At 69.9% G+C, this 17,883-nt stretch carries 15 protein-coding genes; 6 read left to right on the forward strand and 9 right to left on the reverse strand.

The features are described 5' to 3' along the window. Positions 1-41: 41 nt before the first annotated feature. The 4 genes from VT85_RS01835 to VT85_RS01850 form a co-directional block, all read right to left on the reverse strand. On the reverse strand, positions 42-554 hold the full coding sequence (locus VT85_RS01835) for an ECF-type sigma factor (RefSeq protein ID WP_068409670.1): 513 nt from the start codon (positions 552-554) through the stop codon (positions 42-44). Continuing rightward, positions 551-4,621, reverse strand: coding sequence for a serine/threonine-protein kinase (locus VT85_RS01840; RefSeq protein ID WP_068409676.1), 4,071 nt, complete (start codon positions 4,619-4,621; stop codon positions 551-553). The genes VT85_RS01835 and VT85_RS01840 overlap by 4 nt, the downstream gene beginning before the upstream one ends. Before the next feature lie 167 nt (positions 4,622-4,788). Next, positions 4,789-5,853: a DUF1559 domain-containing protein gene (locus tag VT85_RS01845; RefSeq protein WP_082858903.1), complete on the reverse strand. Its 1,065-nt coding sequence runs from the start codon at positions 5,851-5,853 to the stop codon at positions 4,789-4,791. Between the two features lie 218 nt (positions 5,854-6,071). Further along, positions 6,072-6,284, reverse strand: coding sequence for a hypothetical protein (locus VT85_RS01850; protein ID WP_156512622.1), 213 nt, complete (start codon positions 6,282-6,284; stop codon positions 6,072-6,074). Positions 6,285-7,007: 723 nt separating this feature from the next. Here VT85_RS01850 and VT85_RS01855 point away from each other — a divergent pair. From VT85_RS01855 to VT85_RS01865, 3 genes are all read left to right on the forward strand, one after another. Continuing rightward, positions 7,008-7,487 (forward strand): VOC family protein, encoded by a 480-nt coding sequence (locus VT85_RS01855; RefSeq protein ID WP_231871499.1) that lies wholly within the window; start codon positions 7,008-7,010, stop codon positions 7,485-7,487. 503 nt (positions 7,488-7,990) lie between these two features. Next, positions 7,991-8,365 carry a tautomerase family protein gene (locus VT85_RS28155; RefSeq protein WP_068409688.1) on the forward strand — a complete coding sequence of 125 codons (375 nt, stop codon included), beginning with the start codon at positions 7,991-7,993 and terminating at the stop codon, positions 8,363-8,365. Between the two features lie 31 nt (positions 8,366-8,396). Further along, positions 8,397-10,028: an acetolactate synthase large subunit gene (locus VT85_RS01865; RefSeq protein ID WP_068409690.1), complete on the forward strand. Its 1,632-nt coding sequence runs from the start codon at positions 8,397-8,399 to the stop codon at positions 10,026-10,028. 167 nt (positions 10,029-10,195) lie between these two features. Here the strand turns inward: VT85_RS01865 and accC are convergent, their stop codons facing one another. From accC to VT85_RS01880, 3 genes are all read right to left on the reverse strand, one after another. After that, entirely contained in the window at positions 10,196-11,551 is a 1,356-nt protein-coding gene (gene accC, locus VT85_RS01870) for an acetyl-CoA carboxylase biotin carboxylase subunit (RefSeq protein WP_068409692.1), read from the reverse strand. 70 nt (positions 11,552-11,621) lie between these two features. Beyond that, positions 11,622-11,840 (reverse strand): acetyl-CoA carboxylase biotin carboxyl carrier protein, encoded by a 219-nt coding sequence (locus VT85_RS28160; RefSeq protein ID WP_197491040.1) that lies wholly within the window; start codon positions 11,838-11,840, stop codon positions 11,622-11,624. Positions 11,841-12,262: 422 nt separating this feature from the next. Beyond that, positions 12,263-13,354 carry a M24 family metallopeptidase gene (locus VT85_RS01880; RefSeq protein ID WP_068409694.1) on the reverse strand — a complete coding sequence of 364 codons (1,092 nt, stop codon included), beginning with the start codon at positions 13,352-13,354 and terminating at the stop codon, positions 12,263-12,265. Positions 13,355-13,536: 182 nt separating this feature from the next. Here VT85_RS01880 and VT85_RS01885 point away from each other — a divergent pair, with 182 nt between their 5' ends. From VT85_RS01885 to VT85_RS01895, 3 genes are all read left to right on the forward strand, one after another. Then, a complete protein-coding gene (locus tag VT85_RS01885) occupies positions 13,537-14,199 on the forward strand; it encodes a DUF1080 domain-containing protein (RefSeq protein WP_068409695.1) in 663 nt (220 codons plus the stop codon). A gap of 198 nt (positions 14,200-14,397) precedes the next feature. Beyond that, positions 14,398-14,784 (forward strand): hypothetical protein, encoded by a 387-nt coding sequence (locus VT85_RS01890; RefSeq protein ID WP_068409697.1) that lies wholly within the window; start codon positions 14,398-14,400, stop codon positions 14,782-14,784. Next, complete coding sequence (locus VT85_RS01895) at positions 14,781-16,100, forward strand: hypothetical protein (protein ID WP_068409699.1); 1,320 nt, start codon at positions 14,781-14,783, stop codon at positions 16,098-16,100. Before VT85_RS01890 ends, VT85_RS01895 begins: the two co-directional genes overlap by 4 nt. A gap of 143 nt (positions 16,101-16,243) precedes the next feature. On the opposite strand, the gene VT85_RS01900 is transcribed toward VT85_RS01895, so the two are convergent. After that, positions 16,244-17,314, reverse strand: a complete 1,071-nt coding sequence (locus tag VT85_RS01900) for a TPM domain-containing protein (protein ID WP_068409700.1) — start codon at positions 17,312-17,314, stop codon at positions 16,244-16,246. A 189-nt stretch (positions 17,315-17,503) separates the two neighbouring features. After that, the gene (locus VT85_RS01905; protein ID WP_197491041.1) at positions 17,504-17,785 is read right to left on the reverse strand and encodes a hypothetical protein; all 282 of its coding nucleotides are present in this window, start codon (positions 17,783-17,785) and stop codon (positions 17,504-17,506) included. Between the last annotated feature and the right edge of the window lie 98 nt (positions 17,786-17,883).

A 17,883-nucleotide genomic window follows, 5' to 3' on the forward strand; every position in this document is an offset into this window, starting at 1 on the left:
CCTCGGTGATCGAGGCGGGCCGAGGCTCGGACGTCGGCCGATCAACGGGGAGGGCCCAGCGCGGTGGCCAGCCAGGACCGGGCGTAGGCCCACTCGCGGAAGGCCGTGGCGCGGGAAACGCCCATCGCCTCGGCGGCCTCCTCGATCGTCAGGCCCGCGAACAGGCGGAAGCGGGCGATCTCGGCCGAGGTCGGGTCCTCGGCGGCCAGTCGGGCCAGGGCCTCGTCGACGTCCAGCAGGAGGTCGGAGTCGGCGCCGAGGGAGGCGCCGAGGTTGTCCAGGGCGACGGTCCGGGCCCCCCCGCCCCGCTTCCTGGCCCGCCTCCGCCGGGCGTGGTCCACCAGGATCCGTTGCATGGCGACGGCCGCGGCGCGGAAGAAGCCGCTGCGATCGGAGAACGCCGCGTCCCCCAGCCGCAGGTAGGCCTCGTGGACCAGCGCGGTGGCGTCGAGCGACCGCCCGTCCGCCTCGCCCGCCAGCCGCGCCGCGGCCAGCCTGCGCAGCTCGTCGTAGACCTGGGGGAAGAAGCCGCCGGGCGCGGGGGCCGCGCTCATTTCCCGTCGCCTTCCGGCTTCGGGGCGTCGGCCGCCGCCTTCTCGCGCTCGGCCCGCCAGGCCTTCGCGTCCTCGTCCTTCCCGGCGGCCTCGGCCAGCACGATGAGCCGGTCGAGCGCCTCGACGACGCGGGCCTTGCCTTGCGGCGGGATCTTGTCCGTCCGCCGCCTCATCCCGTCGTAGCCGTCCCGCAACAGCGGCTCGGCCTCGGCGGATTTCGCCTGGCCGAGCAGGGCCCCGCCGAGCATCGACTTCGTGTTGAACGTCGTCCAGGCGTCGGGATCGGCCTTCTCGCGGATCGCCAGGGCCTCGCGCAGGAGCGGCTCGGCCTGGTCGTAGGCCTTCACGGCGAGGAGGGCCAGCGAGATGGAGCAGAGGTGCGCGGCCAGCTGGGGGCTCCCCGCGGGCATGGCGGCACGCCCCTGGGCCAGGACTTCCTCGGCGACGGCCCTGGCCTTCTCGGCCCGGCCGGTCCGGGCGAGGAGCTGGAGGAGCTCCGGCGCGACCCAGCTCAACATGGGTAAACGACGGCTCGCCGCGGCCGCCCCTTCCAGCAGGGGCAGGGCCTCGTCCAGCCGCCCGGCGTCCCGATAATTCACGCCCAGGTTCGCCTTGACCAGCCAGGTCTCGTGGTGGTCGGCCCCGAACTTGGCCATCCGCAGCTTGAGGACCTCCTCGAACAGCGGGATCGACCGATCGAGCCTCCTCGACGACCAATAAATCGAGGCCAGGTTGTTCATGCTGAGCAGGGTGTCGGGGTGGTCGGGCCCGAGCTTCGACCTGGCCGCCGCCAGCGCCTCCTCCAGCAGCGGCAGGGCGAGGTCGAGCTTGCCGACGTCCCGGTATGCCGCGGCGAGGTTGTTCATGGTGAGCAGCGTCTCGGGGTGGTCGGGCCCGAGCTTCGTCTTCCTCGCCGCCAGGGTCCGCTCCAGCAGCGGCAGGGCGAGGTCGAGCTTGCCGACCGTCTGGTAGCCCGTGGCGAGGTTGTTCATCAACGTGAGCGTGTCGGGGTGGTCGGGCCCGAGCTTCGTCTCCCGCGCCGCCAGGGCCCGCTCCATGAGCTGGAGTGCGAGGTCGATCCTGCCGACGATCCGGTAGAGAGCGGCCAGGTCGTTCATGCTCATGACCGTCTCGGGATGGTCGTCGCCGAACTTCGCCTTCCGCATCGCCAGCGCCTGCTCCATCATCGGCAGCGCGAGGTCGAACTTGTCGGCGGACTGGTAGACGAGGCCCAGTTGGTTCATGGCGGCGAGCGTGATGGGGTGGTCGGGGCCGAGCTTCGACCTGGCCGACGCCAGCGCCTGCTCCATCAGCGGCCGCGCCAGGTCGAGCTTGCCGGCGGCTCGGTAGAGACCGGCCAGGTCGTTCATGCTCTTGAGCGTGTCGGGGTGGTCGAGTCCGAGCTTCGCCTTCCGCGCCTCCAGCGCCTGCTCCATCATCGGCCGCGCCAGATCGGGCTTGCCGGCGTCCCGGTAGAGAGCGGCCAGGTCGTTCATGCTCCTGAGCGTGTCGGGGTGGTCGAGTCCGAGCTTCGCCTTCCGCGCCTCCAGCGTCTGCTCCAGCAGCGGAACCGCGAGGTCGAGCTTGCCGACGTTCCGATAAACCGAGGCGAGGTTGTTCATGGTGAGCAGCGTCTCGGGGTGGTCGAGTCCGAGCTTCGACTTCTGCGCCGCCAGGGCCCGCTCCATCAGCGGCAGGGCGAGGCCGGGCTTGTCGGCGTCGACGTAGCCCGCGGCGAGGTTGTTCATGGTGAGCAGCGTGCCGGGGTGGTCGGGCCCGAGCTTCGCCTCCCGCGCCGCCAGGGCCCGCTCCAGCAGCGGCAGGGCGAGGTCGAGCTTGCCGACCGCCTGGTAGCCCGTGGCGAGGTTGTTCATCAACGTGAGCGTGTCGGGGTGGTCGGGCCCGAGCTTCGTCTCCCGCGCCGCCAGGGCCCGCTCCATCAACGGCAGGGCGAGGTCGATCCTGCCCATGTCCCGATGGACCGCGGCGAGGTTGTTCATGCTCACGAACGTCGCGGGATCGTCGGGGCCGAGCTTCGCCTTCTGCGCCGCCAGGGCCCGCTCCATCAGCGGCAGGGCGAGGTCGAGCTTGCCGGCGTCCCGGTAGCCCATGGCCAAACCGTTCATGCTGTGCAGCGTGATGGGGTGGTCGGGGCCGAGTACCCTCGTTCTCGCCGCCAGCGCCTGCTGGAACAGCGGCAGGGCGAGGTCGGGCTTGCCGAGGGCTCGGTAGCACTCGGCCAGGGCGAACAGGCTGGCGAGGGTGTGGAGATGGTCGGGGCCGAGCCTGTCCAGGAACGTGGCCCTGGCTTTCGTGACCAGGGCGATCGCCTTCTCCGGATAGCCCAGGCCCGCCTGGGAGTCGCCGAGGACCAGCTGCATCCGCGCCACGGCCAGCGGGTCGCCGATCGCGTCCCCTTCGATCTGCGCCGTCGCCTGGTCCAGCCGCTCGCCCAGGAGCGCCGACAGCGGCTTGCCGTCCTTCTCCGCGGATCGCGGGTTCAGGTCGATGAAGATCGAGCCGAGGACGGCGTTGGCCTTCTCGACCTGGGCCAGCCGCGCCTCGGCCTGGCGACGCTGCTCGACGGCGGCCCGCCGCTGGGTCTCGGCCTCCCGGCGTTGGTCCGCCTCGGCCTGGCGCGCCTCCTCCTTCTGGGCGGCCTCGGTCTCCGCGAAGCCCCGCTGCCTGGTCGCTTCCAGGAGCCCCAGCGTCGTGCCGACGATCCCGCCGACCAGGGCCAGCAGCAACAGCGACGCCGCGACGACCCGGCCCCGGTTGCGGCGCACGAACTTCCGCATCCGGTAGGCCGCCGTCGGGGGGCCGGCGGAGACGGGCTCGTGGTTGGTGAACCGCTCCACGTCGTTGGCCAGGCCGATGGCCGAGGCGTAGCGGCGGTCGCGCTCCTTGGACAGCGCCTTCATGACGATCCAGTCCAGGTCGCCGCGCACCAGGCGGCTGAGGCGGCCCGGCTCGATCTGGCGGTGGGCCGCGAGGTTCGGGAGGGCCTCCGAGGTGCTGATCCGACTCGAGGGCGTGGCGGGCTCCTCCTCGCGGATCAACCGGAGCATCTCCTCCATCGCGGCCCGCTTCAGGGTTTCGCGCCGGATCGGGGTCGAGCCGGTCAAAAGCTCGTAGAGGATCACCCCCAGGGCGTAGATGTCGGCGCGGGTGTCCACGTCCAGGGCGTTGAAGCCGGCCTGCTCGGGGGCCATGTACAGCGGGGTGCCGGCCACGATCCCCAGGCCGGTGAACGCCGGATCCTCCGAGAGCTGCATGCCGCTGACGGCCTTGGCCAGGCCGAAGTCGATCACCCGGGGCATGGGCCTGCCGTCGTGGCTCTCGACCAGGATGTTCGAGGGCTTGAGGTCGCGGTGGATGATCCCCTTCTGGTGGGCGTGATGCACGGCCGAGCAGATCTGGCAGAACAGGGCCAGGCGGGCGGGCACGTCCAGCAGGTGCTGGTCGCAGAAGTCCGTCAGCGGGACTCCCTTGACCAGCTCCATGACGAAGAAGGGGCGGCCCTGCTCGGTGGTCCCGGCGTCCAGGACCTTGGCGATGTGGGGGTGGTCCATCAGCGCCAACGCCTGCCGCTCCGACTCGAACCGGGCGAGCACCGCCCGCGAGTCCATCCCCGGCTTGATGAGCTTCAGGGCGACCTGGCGCCGGACCGGCCGCGTCTGCTCGGCGAGGTAGACGGCACCCATGCCCCCCTCGCCGATCTCCTGGCGGAGCCTGTAGCGGCCGGCGATCACGTCGTCGATGCGTTCGACGCCGTCTCCGCACCGGAGGCCGATGGTGGCCTCCTCGACGGCGGGCGGGCCCGGCGACGGCGCGGAGTCGGGCGGGGTGGCGGGATCGGTGTCGACGGTCGCCTGGGCGTCGGCCGCGAGGGGCCGATCCAGCGCGTCGGGTGGATCGTCGTACGCGGCCAGGAGGGCGAGCACGCGGGCGAGCAGCTCGGCGTCGCCGCCGGCCTCGCGCTCGACGAACGCCCTCCGGTCGTCGGGGTCGTCCCGCTCGATGGCCGCCTGGAACAGAAACTTGACTCGGCCGGGCTCGATCGCCATGGGGGGCTCTCCGCCGGAGGAAAGGTTTCCTCACATGGCGTCAACTCTCGGCGAATCGTCTCAGCGGGGAAAGAAGAATCTCGGAACCCGCACGAGGCCGCCGCGGGCGCGAGCGGGCCCGCGGCGCCCGGCGGAGCCTCGCGGACGCCGCCCGGCCCGGCGTCCGGTCAGTAGCCGTCCGCGGAGACGACCTCGCCGCCGTCTCGCGAGCCGAGCGCCATCCAGGTGTTCTGGTCGATGGACGATTTGATGAAGCGGACCGAGCCGTCGGCCATGCCGACGTTCACGCCGCCGGAGTGATGGCTGCTGATCCCGAAGAGCGAGCCGGTGTCCGCCCCGCAGCCGTCGTTGCAGCCCCAGCGGCAGGCGGAGAACGTGAACCGCGACGACATCGGAGGGATGATGATGTTGACGAACGTGAATCCCGCCGTCCCCTGCGCCCAGCGGTAGCCCGTGTTGGTGCGGAAGCTTGGGCTCGAGATGGACGCCTGGCAGGTGGCCGCCATGCCCATGACGCCGATGATGTCCTGCCGGGCGTCCCGGTAGTTCAGAGCGCCGCTGAGGCCGGACTTGTACCAGCGGTACTTCTCGGTGGTGCCGGAGAAGTTGAGGGCGCCCGTCTTCTCGTCCCAGGATCCGCCCGCGCCCACCAGCATCTCGGTCGCGGCGATCGTGTTCGAAGTGCCGTCCGTGACGTGGCCGATCCCATACGCCGACTGATTGGCGAAGAGGCCGTTGGAGTTGGAGGACGTCGTGTCGGTCCCGGTGCCGATGTTGCCGAAATAGTTGTTGAAGTTCTCGATGCCGACGTACCCGTCCGACGGGCACATGAACGCGGAGACCTTGGTGTCCCACACCGTCGCATTGCTCCAGGTCAGGTCCGAATATGCGGGCGTCCGCGGATAGCATGCGAGGTCGAAGTTGCAGGAGTTGTACAGCGGGGTCTGCTCGAGGTAAGGCAGGAGGTAAGCGTGCGCGCCGAAGGTGCCCCAGTTCGTCTGGACGCCGGGGTCGCTATAGGCGATGGCGGTCATCATCGGGAAGGACCCGACGGTCTGGTGATAGTTGTGCAACCCCAGGCCGAATTGCTTGAGGTTGTTCACGCACTGGGCCCGACGCGCAGCCTCGCGAGCCGACTGCACGGCCGGCAGGAGCAGCGCGATCAGGACGGCGATGATGGCGATCACCACGAGCAATTCGATCAGGGTGAAACCGCGACGGATTTGACGCACGGGAGGTCTCCTCAGCTCGGAGTTGGGAAAAAGGGATGACGGCGAGAACGATTCGTCGGCCCCCGCGTCCACCGCCCCGAAGCCCGCCTCGACGTCCGGGCGCGCCCAAACCACCGAGCTTGATCCCGCGGTCCGGGGGGGACGGCTGCGACAGGCGGCCCGAGGACGAACGGCGTCGCAAGGGCCCCCTGCGTTCCGGGGTGCGAGGTTGCTGGCGCTCAGCGCGACCGCGACGGCCGCCTGGACTGGGACTTGGCCTTGTCCCCGATCATGTTGCCGTAGTGCGCCCTCATGGCGTCCTGCGTCTGCGTGTCGGCCTTCAAGGTCTGGGCGGGCGTCGGCGGCTTCGGGGCGCCCCAACCGCAGCCTTGGAGGAGACCGAGCGAGATCACGACGGCGAGGCGCACCGCTGACGGCCGAAGTTGATGCATCGGTAGTGGCTCACCTAATTGCATAGTATTGTCGGTGTGGAGGATAAGAAACGATCAACGGTTCTTGGGCCGGCCGCAGGTCCACCTGGATGTCATTGCGGACCGGTGCCAGGCAGGTGGCGCATCAGGCTCGACGCCCCTTCTCAATCCTCAGCAACCCGGGAAGCGCTTCGAACGGACCCTCGCCTCATCACGCGAGCTTGCGGATTCCTCCAGGGGAATCCCGGGCTCGGTCGAGTCCACGTTTCAATCAAAGATAAGCAGCATTGAATCAGGGAGAGGTCTGACGTCGGACGAGGTTAAGTCTCATGCGGAGATGTAGCAAGATAATTCGCCCGAATCTCGACCGAGTTCATATCGGCCGGAATATGAACAAGGCGTGAAGATATGGAGACATCGGTTTTAGACGGCCGCAGGTCCGGCGTGCACTCGAAGGTGGGGGGGCGGTCGTCGGCCGAGCAAGCGAAGGGAGGGCCTGGAGGGTCGGGACGCCGCTGGGTCCGTGCATCGGCCGCGACTCGCCCGCGGCCCCCGTCCCGAGCGCCCGGACGAGGTCTCTCCCTCGGGACGCGCGTGAAGTCCGGTCGGAATGGTGGAGGCGCGCCTCATCGAATCCAGTAGGATCCCGGCTCCGTTGCGGCCGGTCGAGGCCCAGCCGTGGAAGTTCCAGGGCGTCGCCTTCGCGCTCGTCGACCGCACGCGAGGAGAGCAAACGTGAGCAAAATGATGACATGCCTCTGGTTCGACCGCGGCCAGGCCCGCGAGGCGGCCGAGTTCTACGCGAGCGTGTTCCCCGACAGCCGGGTCGGGAGCGCCTACGCCTCCGCGACGGACAATCCGTCGGCGAAGGCGGGCGAGGAGCTCACCGTCGAGTTCACCGTGCTGGGCCAGTCGTTCATCGGCCTGAACGGCGGGCCGATGTTCAAGCCGAACGAGGCGGTCAGCTTCATGGTCCTGACCGAGAACCAGGAAGAAACCGACCGCTACTGGGACGCGATCGTCAGCAACGGCGGCCAGGAGAGCCATTGCGGCTGGTGCAAGGATCGCTGGGGCTTCTCCTGGCAGATCACCCCCCGCGCGCTGCTCGCGGCGACGACCGACCCAGATCGCGCCGCCGCGAAGCGCGCCATGGAGGCGATGATGACGATGGGGAAGCTCGACATCGCCATGATCGAGGCCGCCCGCCGGGGCGAGGGCCGCTGAGTCGAGCCCGAACGGCGTGTTCCCGTCGCGCGCGAAGCTCGTGCGGCCGCCGAACCCTCCGGACGAGGGGCTCGAAGTCGGCCAGGCGCCTGAAAGGCTCTCCCCGTGGAGTGCGCGGCCCGCATCCGCGACCCATCCGGCGCGTCTGGACGAGCGTCGCCGCGTCCACGTCCGACCGCGAAGGCCCGGCGCGGGCCTCCAGCCGGGGCTCGTCGTCGGGCGCCTCGGCGGCCGTCGTGGCCGTCGCGAGGATGAGGCCCGTGGTCGCCGTCAGGGTCAGCCGGTCGACTTTCTTTCATGGTCGTCGCCCCAAAGAGGCGCGCCCGCGGCACGGATGGGTCGCGCCCGCCGGGACGTCGCTCCCTCTCCCGCGTCCGACCGCGATGCGGCCGGCCTCGCACCGCCGAGAATCGATGAAGGGCCTCGCCGCTTTTGCACGCGGAATAGGTTGGATAGCCGCGAGGCCCGTCCGAATTCTCGAGGGAAGGTGTCGAAAAATGCCCATGTATACAATCGTTATTCAGTCGGGTTCGGTCGACGAGACGGCGAAGGCGAGCCTCGCGGCCGAGATCACCGCGCTCCACGTCGAGCTTTCGGCGGTGCCGAAGGACTGGGTCCACGTCGTCTTCCAGGAATACGCGCCCGGGAGCGGCTTCAACGCCGGAGAGGCGGGGCCTCTGGTCGCCCTGACGGCCGCGATCCGGAGCGGACGCTCGGCGGACTACAAGCACCGGCTCCTGACGAGCCTCTGGACGCTGGTCAAGGGGGCGACGGGGGCGCTGGACGAGCAGATCGTGGTCGGGTTGCAGGAGGTGGGGCCCGGACAGGCCATGGAGATGGGCCGGGTGATGCCGGAAGTCGATTCGAACGTGTCCTGACGCCATCTGACGAACGAGGAGGTCCGCCGTCATGAGCCGATCCCATGAAGTCGCGATGAACGGGGCCCGGAGCTTGTTCAAGTCGCTGGTGGACGCGGGGGTCACGACCTGCTTCGCGAACCCCGGCACGTCCGAGATGCAGCTCGTCTACGAGATCGGCCTGACCGACGCGATACGTCCGATCCTGTGCCTCCAGGAGGACGTGGTCACCGGCGCCGCGGACGGGTACGGCCGCATGAAGGGGACGCCGGCCGTCGCGCTCCTGCACGTGGCCTGCGGGTTCGGCAACGGCGTGGCCATGCTGCAGAACGCGGCGAGGGCGAATACGCCGATCGTCAACGTCGTCGGCGTGAACGCCTCGTACCACCAGGCCAACTTCCCGGAGCATGAGCTGGTCAACGGCCGCGTCTCCGACATCGCCCGCGTGGTCTCGCACTGGTGCGGCGAGGCGCGAAGCGCCAGCCATCTCGGCGAACTCGGCGTGGAGGCGGCGGCGCTCGCCAAGACGGGCAAGGTCTGCACCATCGTGGCGCCCAACGATCGCCACTGGGAGGAGGCCGTCCCGCCGCCGACGCCGCCCCCGCCGGCGGGACGGCCCCGGGCCGCCGCGGAGGCGATCGAACGGGCCGCCGAACTCCTCGCGAACGGGAAGAAGACCGGGCTCGTGCTGGGGGGGCTCGCCCTCCAGGGCGAGGCGCTGGAGCTGGCCGGCCGGATCGCGGCCAGGACCGGCGCCGTCCTGCTCGCGGAGACGTTCCCCTCGCGCTATCTCTCGCGCGGCGAGGGACGCCCGCCGGTGGACCTGATCCCCTATGAGCTTGAGATCGGCATCAAGTACCTGGAGTCGTACCAGCAGCTGGTCTTCCTCGGCGCGAGGCTGCCGGTCGCGACCTTCGCCTACAAGGACAAGCCCACCCTCAAGAGCGCACCGGGGTGCGAGCTGTTCACGCCGGCCTCGGAGGACCAGGATCTCGAGACGGCGCTCCGCTCGCTCGCCGAGGCGGTCGACGCCCTCGGCACGCCGCCGATCCGCCAGGCCCGTACTCCGGCGTCGGCGTCCCCTTCCGGCGAGCTGACGGCGGATGCCATCGGGCGGACGCTGAGCGAGCTGATGCCGGCCGACGCCATCCTCGTCGACGAGGCGGCCACGAACGCCGCGCCCATCCAGGCGGCGACCAGGGGGGCCCGACCGCACGACTATCTCAACCCCGCCACCGGCGGCGCGATCGGCGGCGGCCTGCCCATGGCCCTGGGGGCGGCCGTCGCCTGCCCCGGCCGCAAGGTCGTCGCGGTCCAGGCGGACGGCAGCGGCATGTACACCGTCCACGCCCTGTGGTCGATGGCTCGCGAGAACGCCGACGTCGTGGTGGTCGTCCTCAAGAACGACGCCTACGCGATCCTCGGCCTCGAGATGGCCCGCGTCCGCGAGGGGGAGCTGAATGCGAAGATGAGGTCGATGCTGGAACTCGGCGACCCGGCGCTGGACTGGGTCGCCCTGGCGAAGGGCCTCGGCGTGCCCGCGAGCCGCGCCGGCACCGCCGAGGAGTTCCATCGCCAGTTCGCGGCCGCGATCGCCGAGAAGGGCCCGCGACTCATCGAGTGCCAGGTCGCCGTCCCGAAGGAGCTGCTCGCGCTGGAGGAGGTCCTCCACCAGCAACGCTGAAGCTTCGACCGTCCGGCGGGCGAAGGTCGCGGCCCGCCGGACGGTCGCCTGGCTTTCGGCGGGATCGGGACGCCCTCTCCTCCCGAGGATCGTGGCGTCGGGTCGATGCGGCCGAATGCGACCTGCGTCGATCTCGCGGCAGGATCAAGGGCGTGCGGGGGCCGGTCTCAGGCAGGCTTTTTGGGCGGCATGAGGACGCGTTCCACCCAGGTGGTGTCGACGTTGCCGTCGATGAAGTCCTTGTGGCGGAAGATGCGTTGGTGGAGGGGGATGGTGGTCTTGATGCCTTCGATGGCGAGTTCGTCGAGCGCCCGGCGCATCCGGTTGATGGCCTGGGGGCGGCTGGGGGCGTGGACGATGAGCTTGCCGACGAGGGAGTCGTAGTTGGGGGGGATGCTGTAGCCGGCGCGGATGTGGGAGTCCCAGCGGACGCCGGGGCCGCCGGGGACGCGCAGGTCGGTGATCCGGCCGGGGGAGGGTCGGAAGTCGTGCTCGGGGTCCTCGGAGTTGATCCGGACCTCGATCGAGTGGCCCTCGGACTTCACGTCTTCCTGGCGGAACGGCAGGGGCTCGCCGGCGGCGATGCGGATCTGCTGCTGGACGAGGTCGATGCCGGTGATCTCTTCGGTGACCGGGTGCTCGACCTGGATCCGGGCGTTGACCTCGATGAAGTAGAAGTTGTTCTCGGCGTCGACGAGGAACTCGCAGGTGCCGGCGTTGGTGTAGCCGACGGCCTTCGCCAGGCGGACGGCGGCCTCGCCGAGCTTGACGCGGACCTCCAGCGGGAGCTGCGCGGCGGCCTCCTCGACGAGCTTCTGGTGCCGGCGCTGGAGGGAGCAGTCGCGGTCCCAGCAGTGGACGACGTTGCCGTGGAGGTCGGCGAGGATCTGGACCTCGACGTGCCGGGGGCGGTCGATGTACTTCTCGAGGTAGATCGACGGGTTCTTGAAGGCGGCCTGGGCCTCGTTGCGGGCGGCCTGGATGGAGGCCGGGAGGGTGGCCTCGTCGCGGCAGACGCGCATCCCCTTGCCGCCGCCGCCGGCCGCGGCCTTGATCAGGACGGGGAAGCCGATGACCTTGGCGAGTCGGACGGCCTCGGCCTCGGATTCCACGGCGCCGTCGGAGCCGGGGACGCTGGCGACCTTGGCCTGGGCGGCGATCAGCTTGGCCTCGGTCTTGAGGCCCATCTTGCGGATGGCCTCATGAGGGGGGCCGATGAACTCGAAGTTGCAGCTCCGGCAGATCTCGGCGAACTGGGGGTTCTCGCTGAGGAAGCCGTAGCCGGGGTGGATCGCCTGGACGTCGGCGACCTCGGCGGCGGCGATCAGCCGGGGGATGTTCAGGTAGCTGTCGGCCGAGGCGCCCTTGCCGATGCAGATGGCGCGATCGGCCAGTTCCAGGTAGGGGGCGTCGCGGTCGGCCTGGGAGTAGACGGCCACGACCTCGACGCCCATCTCCTTGCACGCCCGGATGACCCGGAGGGCGATCTCGCCGCGATTGGCGACCAGTATCCTCTGAAACATCGAACTTCACCACCTCGACTCGACGGGCGCGCCCGCCGGGGTACTTCGGGATCGACGCGGGCCGGACGGGTCAGGCGGGCACGACGCGGAACATGGGCTGGCCGAACTCGACCGGCTGGCCGTTCTTGACCAGGATCTCGGCGATGGTGCCGGAGACGCCGGCGGGGATGTCGGTGAAGACCTTCATGGCCTCGATGATGCAGAGCGTCGTCGAGGGCTGCACGGCGGTCCCGATCGACACGAACGGGGGGGAGTCGGGCGAGCCGGACGAGTAGTACGTGCCGACCATCGGGCTCTCGATGACGATGGTCTTGGGCCCGGCCGGGGCCTCGGCGACCGGGTCGGCCCGGGGCGCGACAGGGGCGGCCGGGGCCGGCGGGGCGTACGCGGTCGGATACGGGGGGCGTATCCCGGCGCGGCGGCGACCTCCGGCCCTCGACGCTGGAGGTGGACCCGGTACGGGCCGTCGGTCACCTCGAGGTCGCTCAGGTCGTACTGCTTCATCAGACGGACCAGGTAGTGGACCTTCTTCACGTCCAAGGGCTCGCCGCCCTTGTCTTCAGCACCCTGATCGCCCATGCCTTCGCTCCGCTTCCCTTGCCTGTATCGTGTCGCGACGGCCGCCGCCGGTGGGCGGGGGCGGGTCGCGGGATCGTCTCTCTCGGAGTACGGGACGGGCCGGACTCCTCGCCTCGCCTCGTCTCGGGTGGATCAGGGCCGCACGGCGTCGAGCCCCTTGGGGAGGTTCGAGAGGACCTCGCGCCCGTCCGGGGTGACCAGCACGTCGTCCTCGATGCGGACCCCGCCCCAGTCGGGGAGGTAGATCCCCGGCTCGACGGTCACCACCATGCCCGGCTCCAGGATCGTCGGCGACTCCCGGCGCAGGCGAGGCCCCTCGTGGACGTCCATGCCGATCCCGTGGCCCAGGCCGTGGTCGAAAAATCGGCCGAATCCCGCTTGCTCGATGAACGAGCGGGCTTCGGCGTCGACGTCCTGGGCGCTGGCGCCGGGGCGGATCGCCGCGATGGCCCGTTCCTGGGCCGCCAGGACGAGGCGATAGACCTTCTCAAATTCTGGAGTGACGTTACCGGTAACCACCATCCGCGTCAAGTCGCTCTTGTAGGATCGGCCGCAGGCCCCCCAGTCGATCAGGACGAAATCGTCGTCGCCGATTCGGGTCTCGGCGGTCGGCCTCGCGTGCGGCAGCGCGGCCCGGCGGCCCACCGCCACGATCGTCGAAAAACTCGTCCCGGTCGCCCCCAGCCCCCGCATGTGCGACTCCAGCCGGTCGGCCGCGTCCTTCTCGGTCTCCCCGGCCTTCAACTCCCCTTTCAGCTTCAGAAAGGCGTCCTGGGCGATGGCCACGGCCTCGCGGATCCGGGCGATCTCGTCGTCGTCCTTGACGGCCCGGAGGGGCTCGACGAGGTCGGTCGTGGGGGCGAGGGCCGTCCCGGCGAGTTCCCCCTTGAGGGCCTCCCAGTCGGCGAAGCTCAGATGGGCGGCCTCGAACCCGAGCCCACCGACGCCGAGCTTGCCGACGACGTGGGCGACGGCCTTGTTCATGTTCTGGACGTTGGGCCGGATGTAGGCTTCCAGGCCGGGGCATTCCTGTTCGAGCTGGGTGGTGAACCGGCCGTCGGAGACGATCAGGTCCCGGTCGCGGCCCACCAGCAGGTAGGACGAGTCGCCGCTGAACCCGGTCAGATAGGCGACGTTGGTGGGGGCGACCACGAGCAGGGCGTCGAGCCGAAGGGCTTCGAATCGGGCTCGCAGGGCGTCGCGACGGTGGAGGAACCGTTCCATGGGGGGCTCCGGGGATCGGGCGGGGGGGAATCCGGGCGGGGTCCTCGAAATCGGCGGGGGGGCCGGCGGGATGGATTCGGGACCGCCGCATGTTACGTTAGCCGGAACCGGCGCCGCCGCAAAGGGGTGGCGGAACGCTCGCCGACATCCCCCACTCCCCTACTCCGCGAGTCCTCACCATCATGACGTTCCGCAAACCGACGCTCCTGGCCGCCGCGGCCTTCGCGACTTTCCTTCTCCCCGCGCTCGCCCTCGGCGCGGACGACGCCAGGCCGCTTTTCGACGGCAAGACCCCCAAGGGCTGGATCCTGACCGACGGCCAGCCGCTCCCCGCGAAATTCGTCCAGGAGGACGGGATCAACCCCCACGGCACCGGGAGCTACATCGTCTCTTATGAGGAGAAGCTCGGCGACTTCATCGTCGACTTCGACTACAAGCTCAGCAAGGGCTGCAACTCCGGGGTCTTCGTCCGCGTCAATGACCTCAAGGATCCGGTCTACACCGGCATCGAGATCGCCCTCGACGACACCACCGGCCAGGGCTACCACGATTCGGGCGCCTTCTACGACCTGGTCAAGCCCACGTCGAACGCCCAGAAGCCGGCCGGCGAGTGGAACCACATGACGATCACCGCCAAGGGCCCCAGGATCGCCGTCTCGATCAACGGGACCGAGGTCTCCAAGATCGACCTCGACGAGTTCGACAAGCCCGGCCTGCGTCCCGACGGCTCGAAGCACAAGTTCGAGAAGGTCGCCATCGGCAAGCTCGACCGCAGCGGCTACCTCGGCTTCCAGGACCACGGCCAGGACTGCTGGTACAAGAACATCACCTTCAAGAAGCCCTAAGCGAGCCGGCGACGTTCGGCGATCGGGGCCGTCGCCTCGCGCGGCGGCCCGATCGCGCGGATTCGAGGTTTTTTCTCGATCGATCGCGCCGGTTCGGTCGATGATGCGGACGACGGAGGCTCTCGGCGTCGATCACGGAGCCCCGCGACGGTTGGCGGGCGGAGGCGGCTCCTGTCGGGCGGTACGCGAGAACCACGGATGGCCCGCACGACCCGCATCGCCCGCCCCAGCTCGAACGCCGCACGCTTCCGAGCGTGGACGGCGATCGGATTCGGCCTCGTCCTCGGCCTCTCGGGGACGCAAGCGGCCGTCGGGCAGGCACCGCCGGCGCAGCCTCCCGACCTCGCCGCCACGGTCGAGCGACTCGCGACGCAACTCCAGGCGCTGGAGCGGCGGAACGCGGCGCTGGCCGATCAGAACGAGTCGCTGGCCGATCGTCTGGCCGACGTCACCGGCAAGTACGACGACCTGAGCCGGCGGCTGCAACGGATCGAACCGGCGTCGCCCGGCTCGTCGATCCCCCCCTCCCCCCGTCCTCGCCCCCGTCCTCGCCGCTGGACTCCGCGTTCGAGGGCGAGCCGGTGACGGCCGGCGCGGGGCTCGCCGATCCGTCGCGGATCGACCCGGAACCCAGGGAGATCGGCGACGAGCCGCCGGACGACTGGCGGCTGGAGGGGACGACGGCCGCGGGTCCTTCGCGGTTCCTGGTCGGCGATTACGACGACGAGCTGGCCTCGTACGTCCTGGTCCGGCCCAAGGACCCCCAGCGCGTCCCGTTCGAGCTGCGGTTCGATCTCGTCACCCAGATGCGGTACACCAACTTCGCCCGCTCCACGGACTCCTGGGTCGACGCCCTGGGTGTCCGCCAGCCGGTCCGTAATTTTCAGACGGTCGAGGTCAACCGAAACTGGGTGGTGTTCACGGGATATGGGATCGATCCCCGGCTCCAATTCAACGCCACGATCTTCTCCTCGACCGCGTTCAGCGATACGGTCTTCATGGGGTGGATCAACTACCGGTTCAACCGGGCTTTCGACCTGAGGGCCGGGAACTGGAACGTGCCGGGCACGCGCGAGTGGATCAGCTCGTTCCGCCATACGCTCGGCGCCGATCGGTCGATGGCGACGACGTTCTTCCGCCCCAACATCAGCCCGGGGGTCTGGTTGCAAGGCGAGCCGATCACCGGCCTGCACTACGTCGCCATGGGGGTCGGCTCGTTGAACCGATTCCTCCAGAACGCGGGGACCTCGGGGCCTTCGGGGGGATTCGGCGGGACCATCCGATGGGAGCCGCGAGGGCCGTTCGGCCTGGGCACGTCGGACATCGAGAACCACCAGAAGCTGACCCCTCGGCTCGGCTTCAACACGGCGTTCTCGCGAGAGCACAATCGCGACCTGGGCCTCGGCAACCTGGACAATCCCGAGAACACCATCATCCGGCTTTCCGACGGCACGCCCCTGTCTCGGCTGGCCGCGAACACGCCCGGCGTCGAGATCTCCGACGTCAACTTCAAGCTCTGGACGATCGACGCGGCCCTCAAGTATCGCGGCTTCGGGATCTCGGGCGAGTACTTCCTGCGAAGGCTCGACGGCTTCCGCTACACGGGAGGACGGCTCCCCTACCGCTCGCTGGCCGACCACGGCGGGATGCTCGAGGCGGGCTACTTCCTGATCCCCAGCAAGCTCGAGGCCTTCGCCCGCACGTCCTACGTGAGCGGGCAGTTCGGCGGGGGCCAGGAATACGGAGGGGGGGCGAACTGGTATCCCCGAGGCGCCCGCACCTGGCGCATGACGTTCGAGGTCCTTCGCATCATCGATTCCCCCGCGCAGAACATCCTGACCGGCTATCGCGCCGGCGAGAGCGGCACGCTGTTCCAGGCCCAGTGGCTCACGGATTTCTGAGCCGACGCCGTCCGACGGAGGGACGCAAAAGGGGACGGGCGAAACGCCGACGGCGTTCGAGCCCATCCCCTCATTTCGACAAGATTCAGGTCGTCTCGCAGTGCGGCGGCCTGGTTAAGCGGCTGGACCGGCGGGTCTGGCGATCACCAGCTGCCGCCGTCGTCGCCCCCGCCCCAATCGCCGCCGCCGCCCCAATCGCCGCCGCCGGAGTCGCCCCAGGAGCCTCCCTGGCCGCCGTCGTCGTTGCCGCCGATGATCGAGTCGCCGTAGGGGTCGGCTCCGGGGTCGGTCTGGCCGCCCATCGGGGAGTAGCCGGAGGCGTCGTTGTGGTGGCCGGAGTGTCGGCCCGAGAACTGGTCGTAGAGCCAGTTGCCGGCCATCGCGCCGCCGATGCCGCCGAGCATGCTGGAGAAGAAGCCGCCTCGGCCGGGCATCCCGCCGTAGCCGGGGCCGCCGTAGCCCGGTCCCATGCCGGGACCGGGGCCGGCGCCGGGACCCATGCCCATGCCGGGCCCGCCCTGGGGGTAGCCGCCGCGCTGGCCGCCGAGGGACCCGCTGAGGAGCCGCACGACGAACAGGACGGCGAGGATGCCCAGGACGATCATCACCAGCGAGCCCACCCCGAACTGGGGCTGCTGCTGCGCCTGGCGGCCGACCTCGACGCGGCCGGGCGCGGGAGCGGCCGGGACCAGTCGGCGGCCGGCGGGGGCCCGGCCCGCGGCGACGGGGCCGTCCGGGAGCGCAGCGTCGATCGCGACGGCGGCGGCGGCGAGTCCGCCGTCATAGTCGCCGTCCTTGAACGGGCCGATGAAGGCGTCTCGGATCTTCAGCCGGGTCGCTTCGGGGAGGGCGCCGGCGTACTTCTGCCGCACCAGGACGTTGGAGAGCACGCGGTCCTTCTTCGAGAGCAGGACGTAGATCCCCTGGGCGTCGACCTCGCGGTCGCGCTTGACGGCCAGGTCGTTGATGGCGCGGAGCTTGATCCGGGACGGGGCGTCGCTCGCCAGGTCGGGGATGGAGTCGACGGTCTCGATCAGGATCGGGACGCCGGTCTGCTTCTCCACCCGATTCAGGTCCTCCTGGACCTGCTTGACGACCTGCGGCGAGAACATCCCGGCGCGGTCGCGGACCTCGGCCGCGTCGGCGGCGGGCCAGGCGAACGCGAGGGCGACCGCGAGCAGCGGGGGGACGGACCAACGAAGCGACGATGACATGGGCCTTCTTTCCTTCCCGGCGCGGGTCGTCCCGCGCCCAATCGAGTCGTCGAACGCGAAGCCGCCTCACGGAACCCGACGGGGCCGCGCGAGAGGTCCTTCGCTTCCTGCGACGAAATCTTTCACGATCTTTGGTACGTCGTCGACCCCGATCGGTTCGCCGGAACCGGCGGCGATCGTTCGCGCGGCTCAGGCGATCGACACTTCGCCGAACCGCGAGACGGCCACGACGTCGGCCAGTCGGAGCAGGACGCGGGAGCGGTTGGGGCGGATCCCCAGGCTGACGGACTCGTAGACGTAGACCTCGCGCGTGGCCGCGCCGTCGCGGAAGTCGTGGAGGTCGGCGTCGCGCAGCTCCAGGAAGAGCGGATCGACGCCGGTGAGGGTTCCCAGGCAGACGTAGGTCGAGATCAGGTCCACGACCACCACCTGGCCGACCAGATCGCGGAGCATCGGGGATTCGTCGGTCACGGCCGGGCTTCCTCGGATGAAAGGTCTTGAAACTTCAAGGTTTATAATCGAATTTCGCGTCGCCGCTTCGGCTTGACGGATTGTAGGGCCCGAGATAA

Origin of the sequence: Planctomyces sp. SH-PL62, assembly GCF_001610895.1 — a bacterium.
In the GTDB taxonomy this organism is placed as follows: domain Bacteria; phylum Planctomycetota; class Planctomycetia; order Isosphaerales; family Isosphaeraceae; genus Paludisphaera.

Excerpts from the sequence above, each read along its gene's own strand:
- VT85_RS01865 (WP_068409690.1), top strand. The coding sequence starts at position 8,397 with ATGAGCCGATCCCATGAAGTCGCGATGAACGGGGCCCGGAGCTTGTTC.
- VT85_RS01880 (WP_068409694.1), bottom strand. The coding sequence starts at position 13,354 with ATGGAACGGTTCCTCCACCGTCGCGACGCCCTGCGAGCCCGATTCGAA.
- VT85_RS01900 (WP_068409700.1), bottom strand. The coding sequence starts at position 17,314 with ATGTCATCGTCGCTTCGTTGGTCCGTCCCCCCGCTGCTCGCGGTCGCC.
- VT85_RS01840 (WP_068409676.1), bottom strand. The coding sequence starts at position 4,621 with ATGGCGATCGAGCCCGGCCGAGTCAAGTTTCTGTTCCAGGCGGCCATC.
- VT85_RS01890 (WP_068409697.1), top strand. The coding sequence starts at position 14,398 with ATGGCCCGCACGACCCGCATCGCCCGCCCCAGCTCGAACGCCGCACGC.
- VT85_RS28160 (WP_197491040.1), bottom strand. The coding sequence starts at position 11,840 with ATGGTCGGCACGTACTACTCGTCCGGCTCGCCCGACTCCCCCCCGTTC.
- VT85_RS28155 (WP_068409688.1), top strand. The coding sequence starts at position 7,991 with ATGTATACAATCGTTATTCAGTCGGGTTCGGTCGACGAGACGGCGAAG.
- VT85_RS01835 (WP_068409670.1), bottom strand. The coding sequence starts at position 554 with ATGAGCGCGGCCCCCGCGCCCGGCGGCTTCTTCCCCCAGGTCTACGAC.
- accC (WP_068409692.1), bottom strand. The coding sequence starts at position 11,551 with ATGTTTCAGAGGATACTGGTCGCCAATCGCGGCGAGATCGCCCTCCGG.
- VT85_RS01850 (WP_156512622.1), bottom strand. The coding sequence starts at position 6,284 with ATGCATCAACTTCGGCCGTCAGCGGTGCGCCTCGCCGTCGTGATCTCG.
- VT85_RS01885 (WP_068409695.1), top strand. The coding sequence starts at position 13,537 with ATGACGTTCCGCAAACCGACGCTCCTGGCCGCCGCGGCCTTCGCGACT.
- VT85_RS01855 (WP_231871499.1), top strand. The coding sequence starts at position 7,008 with ATGATGACATGCCTCTGGTTCGACCGCGGCCAGGCCCGCGAGGCGGCC.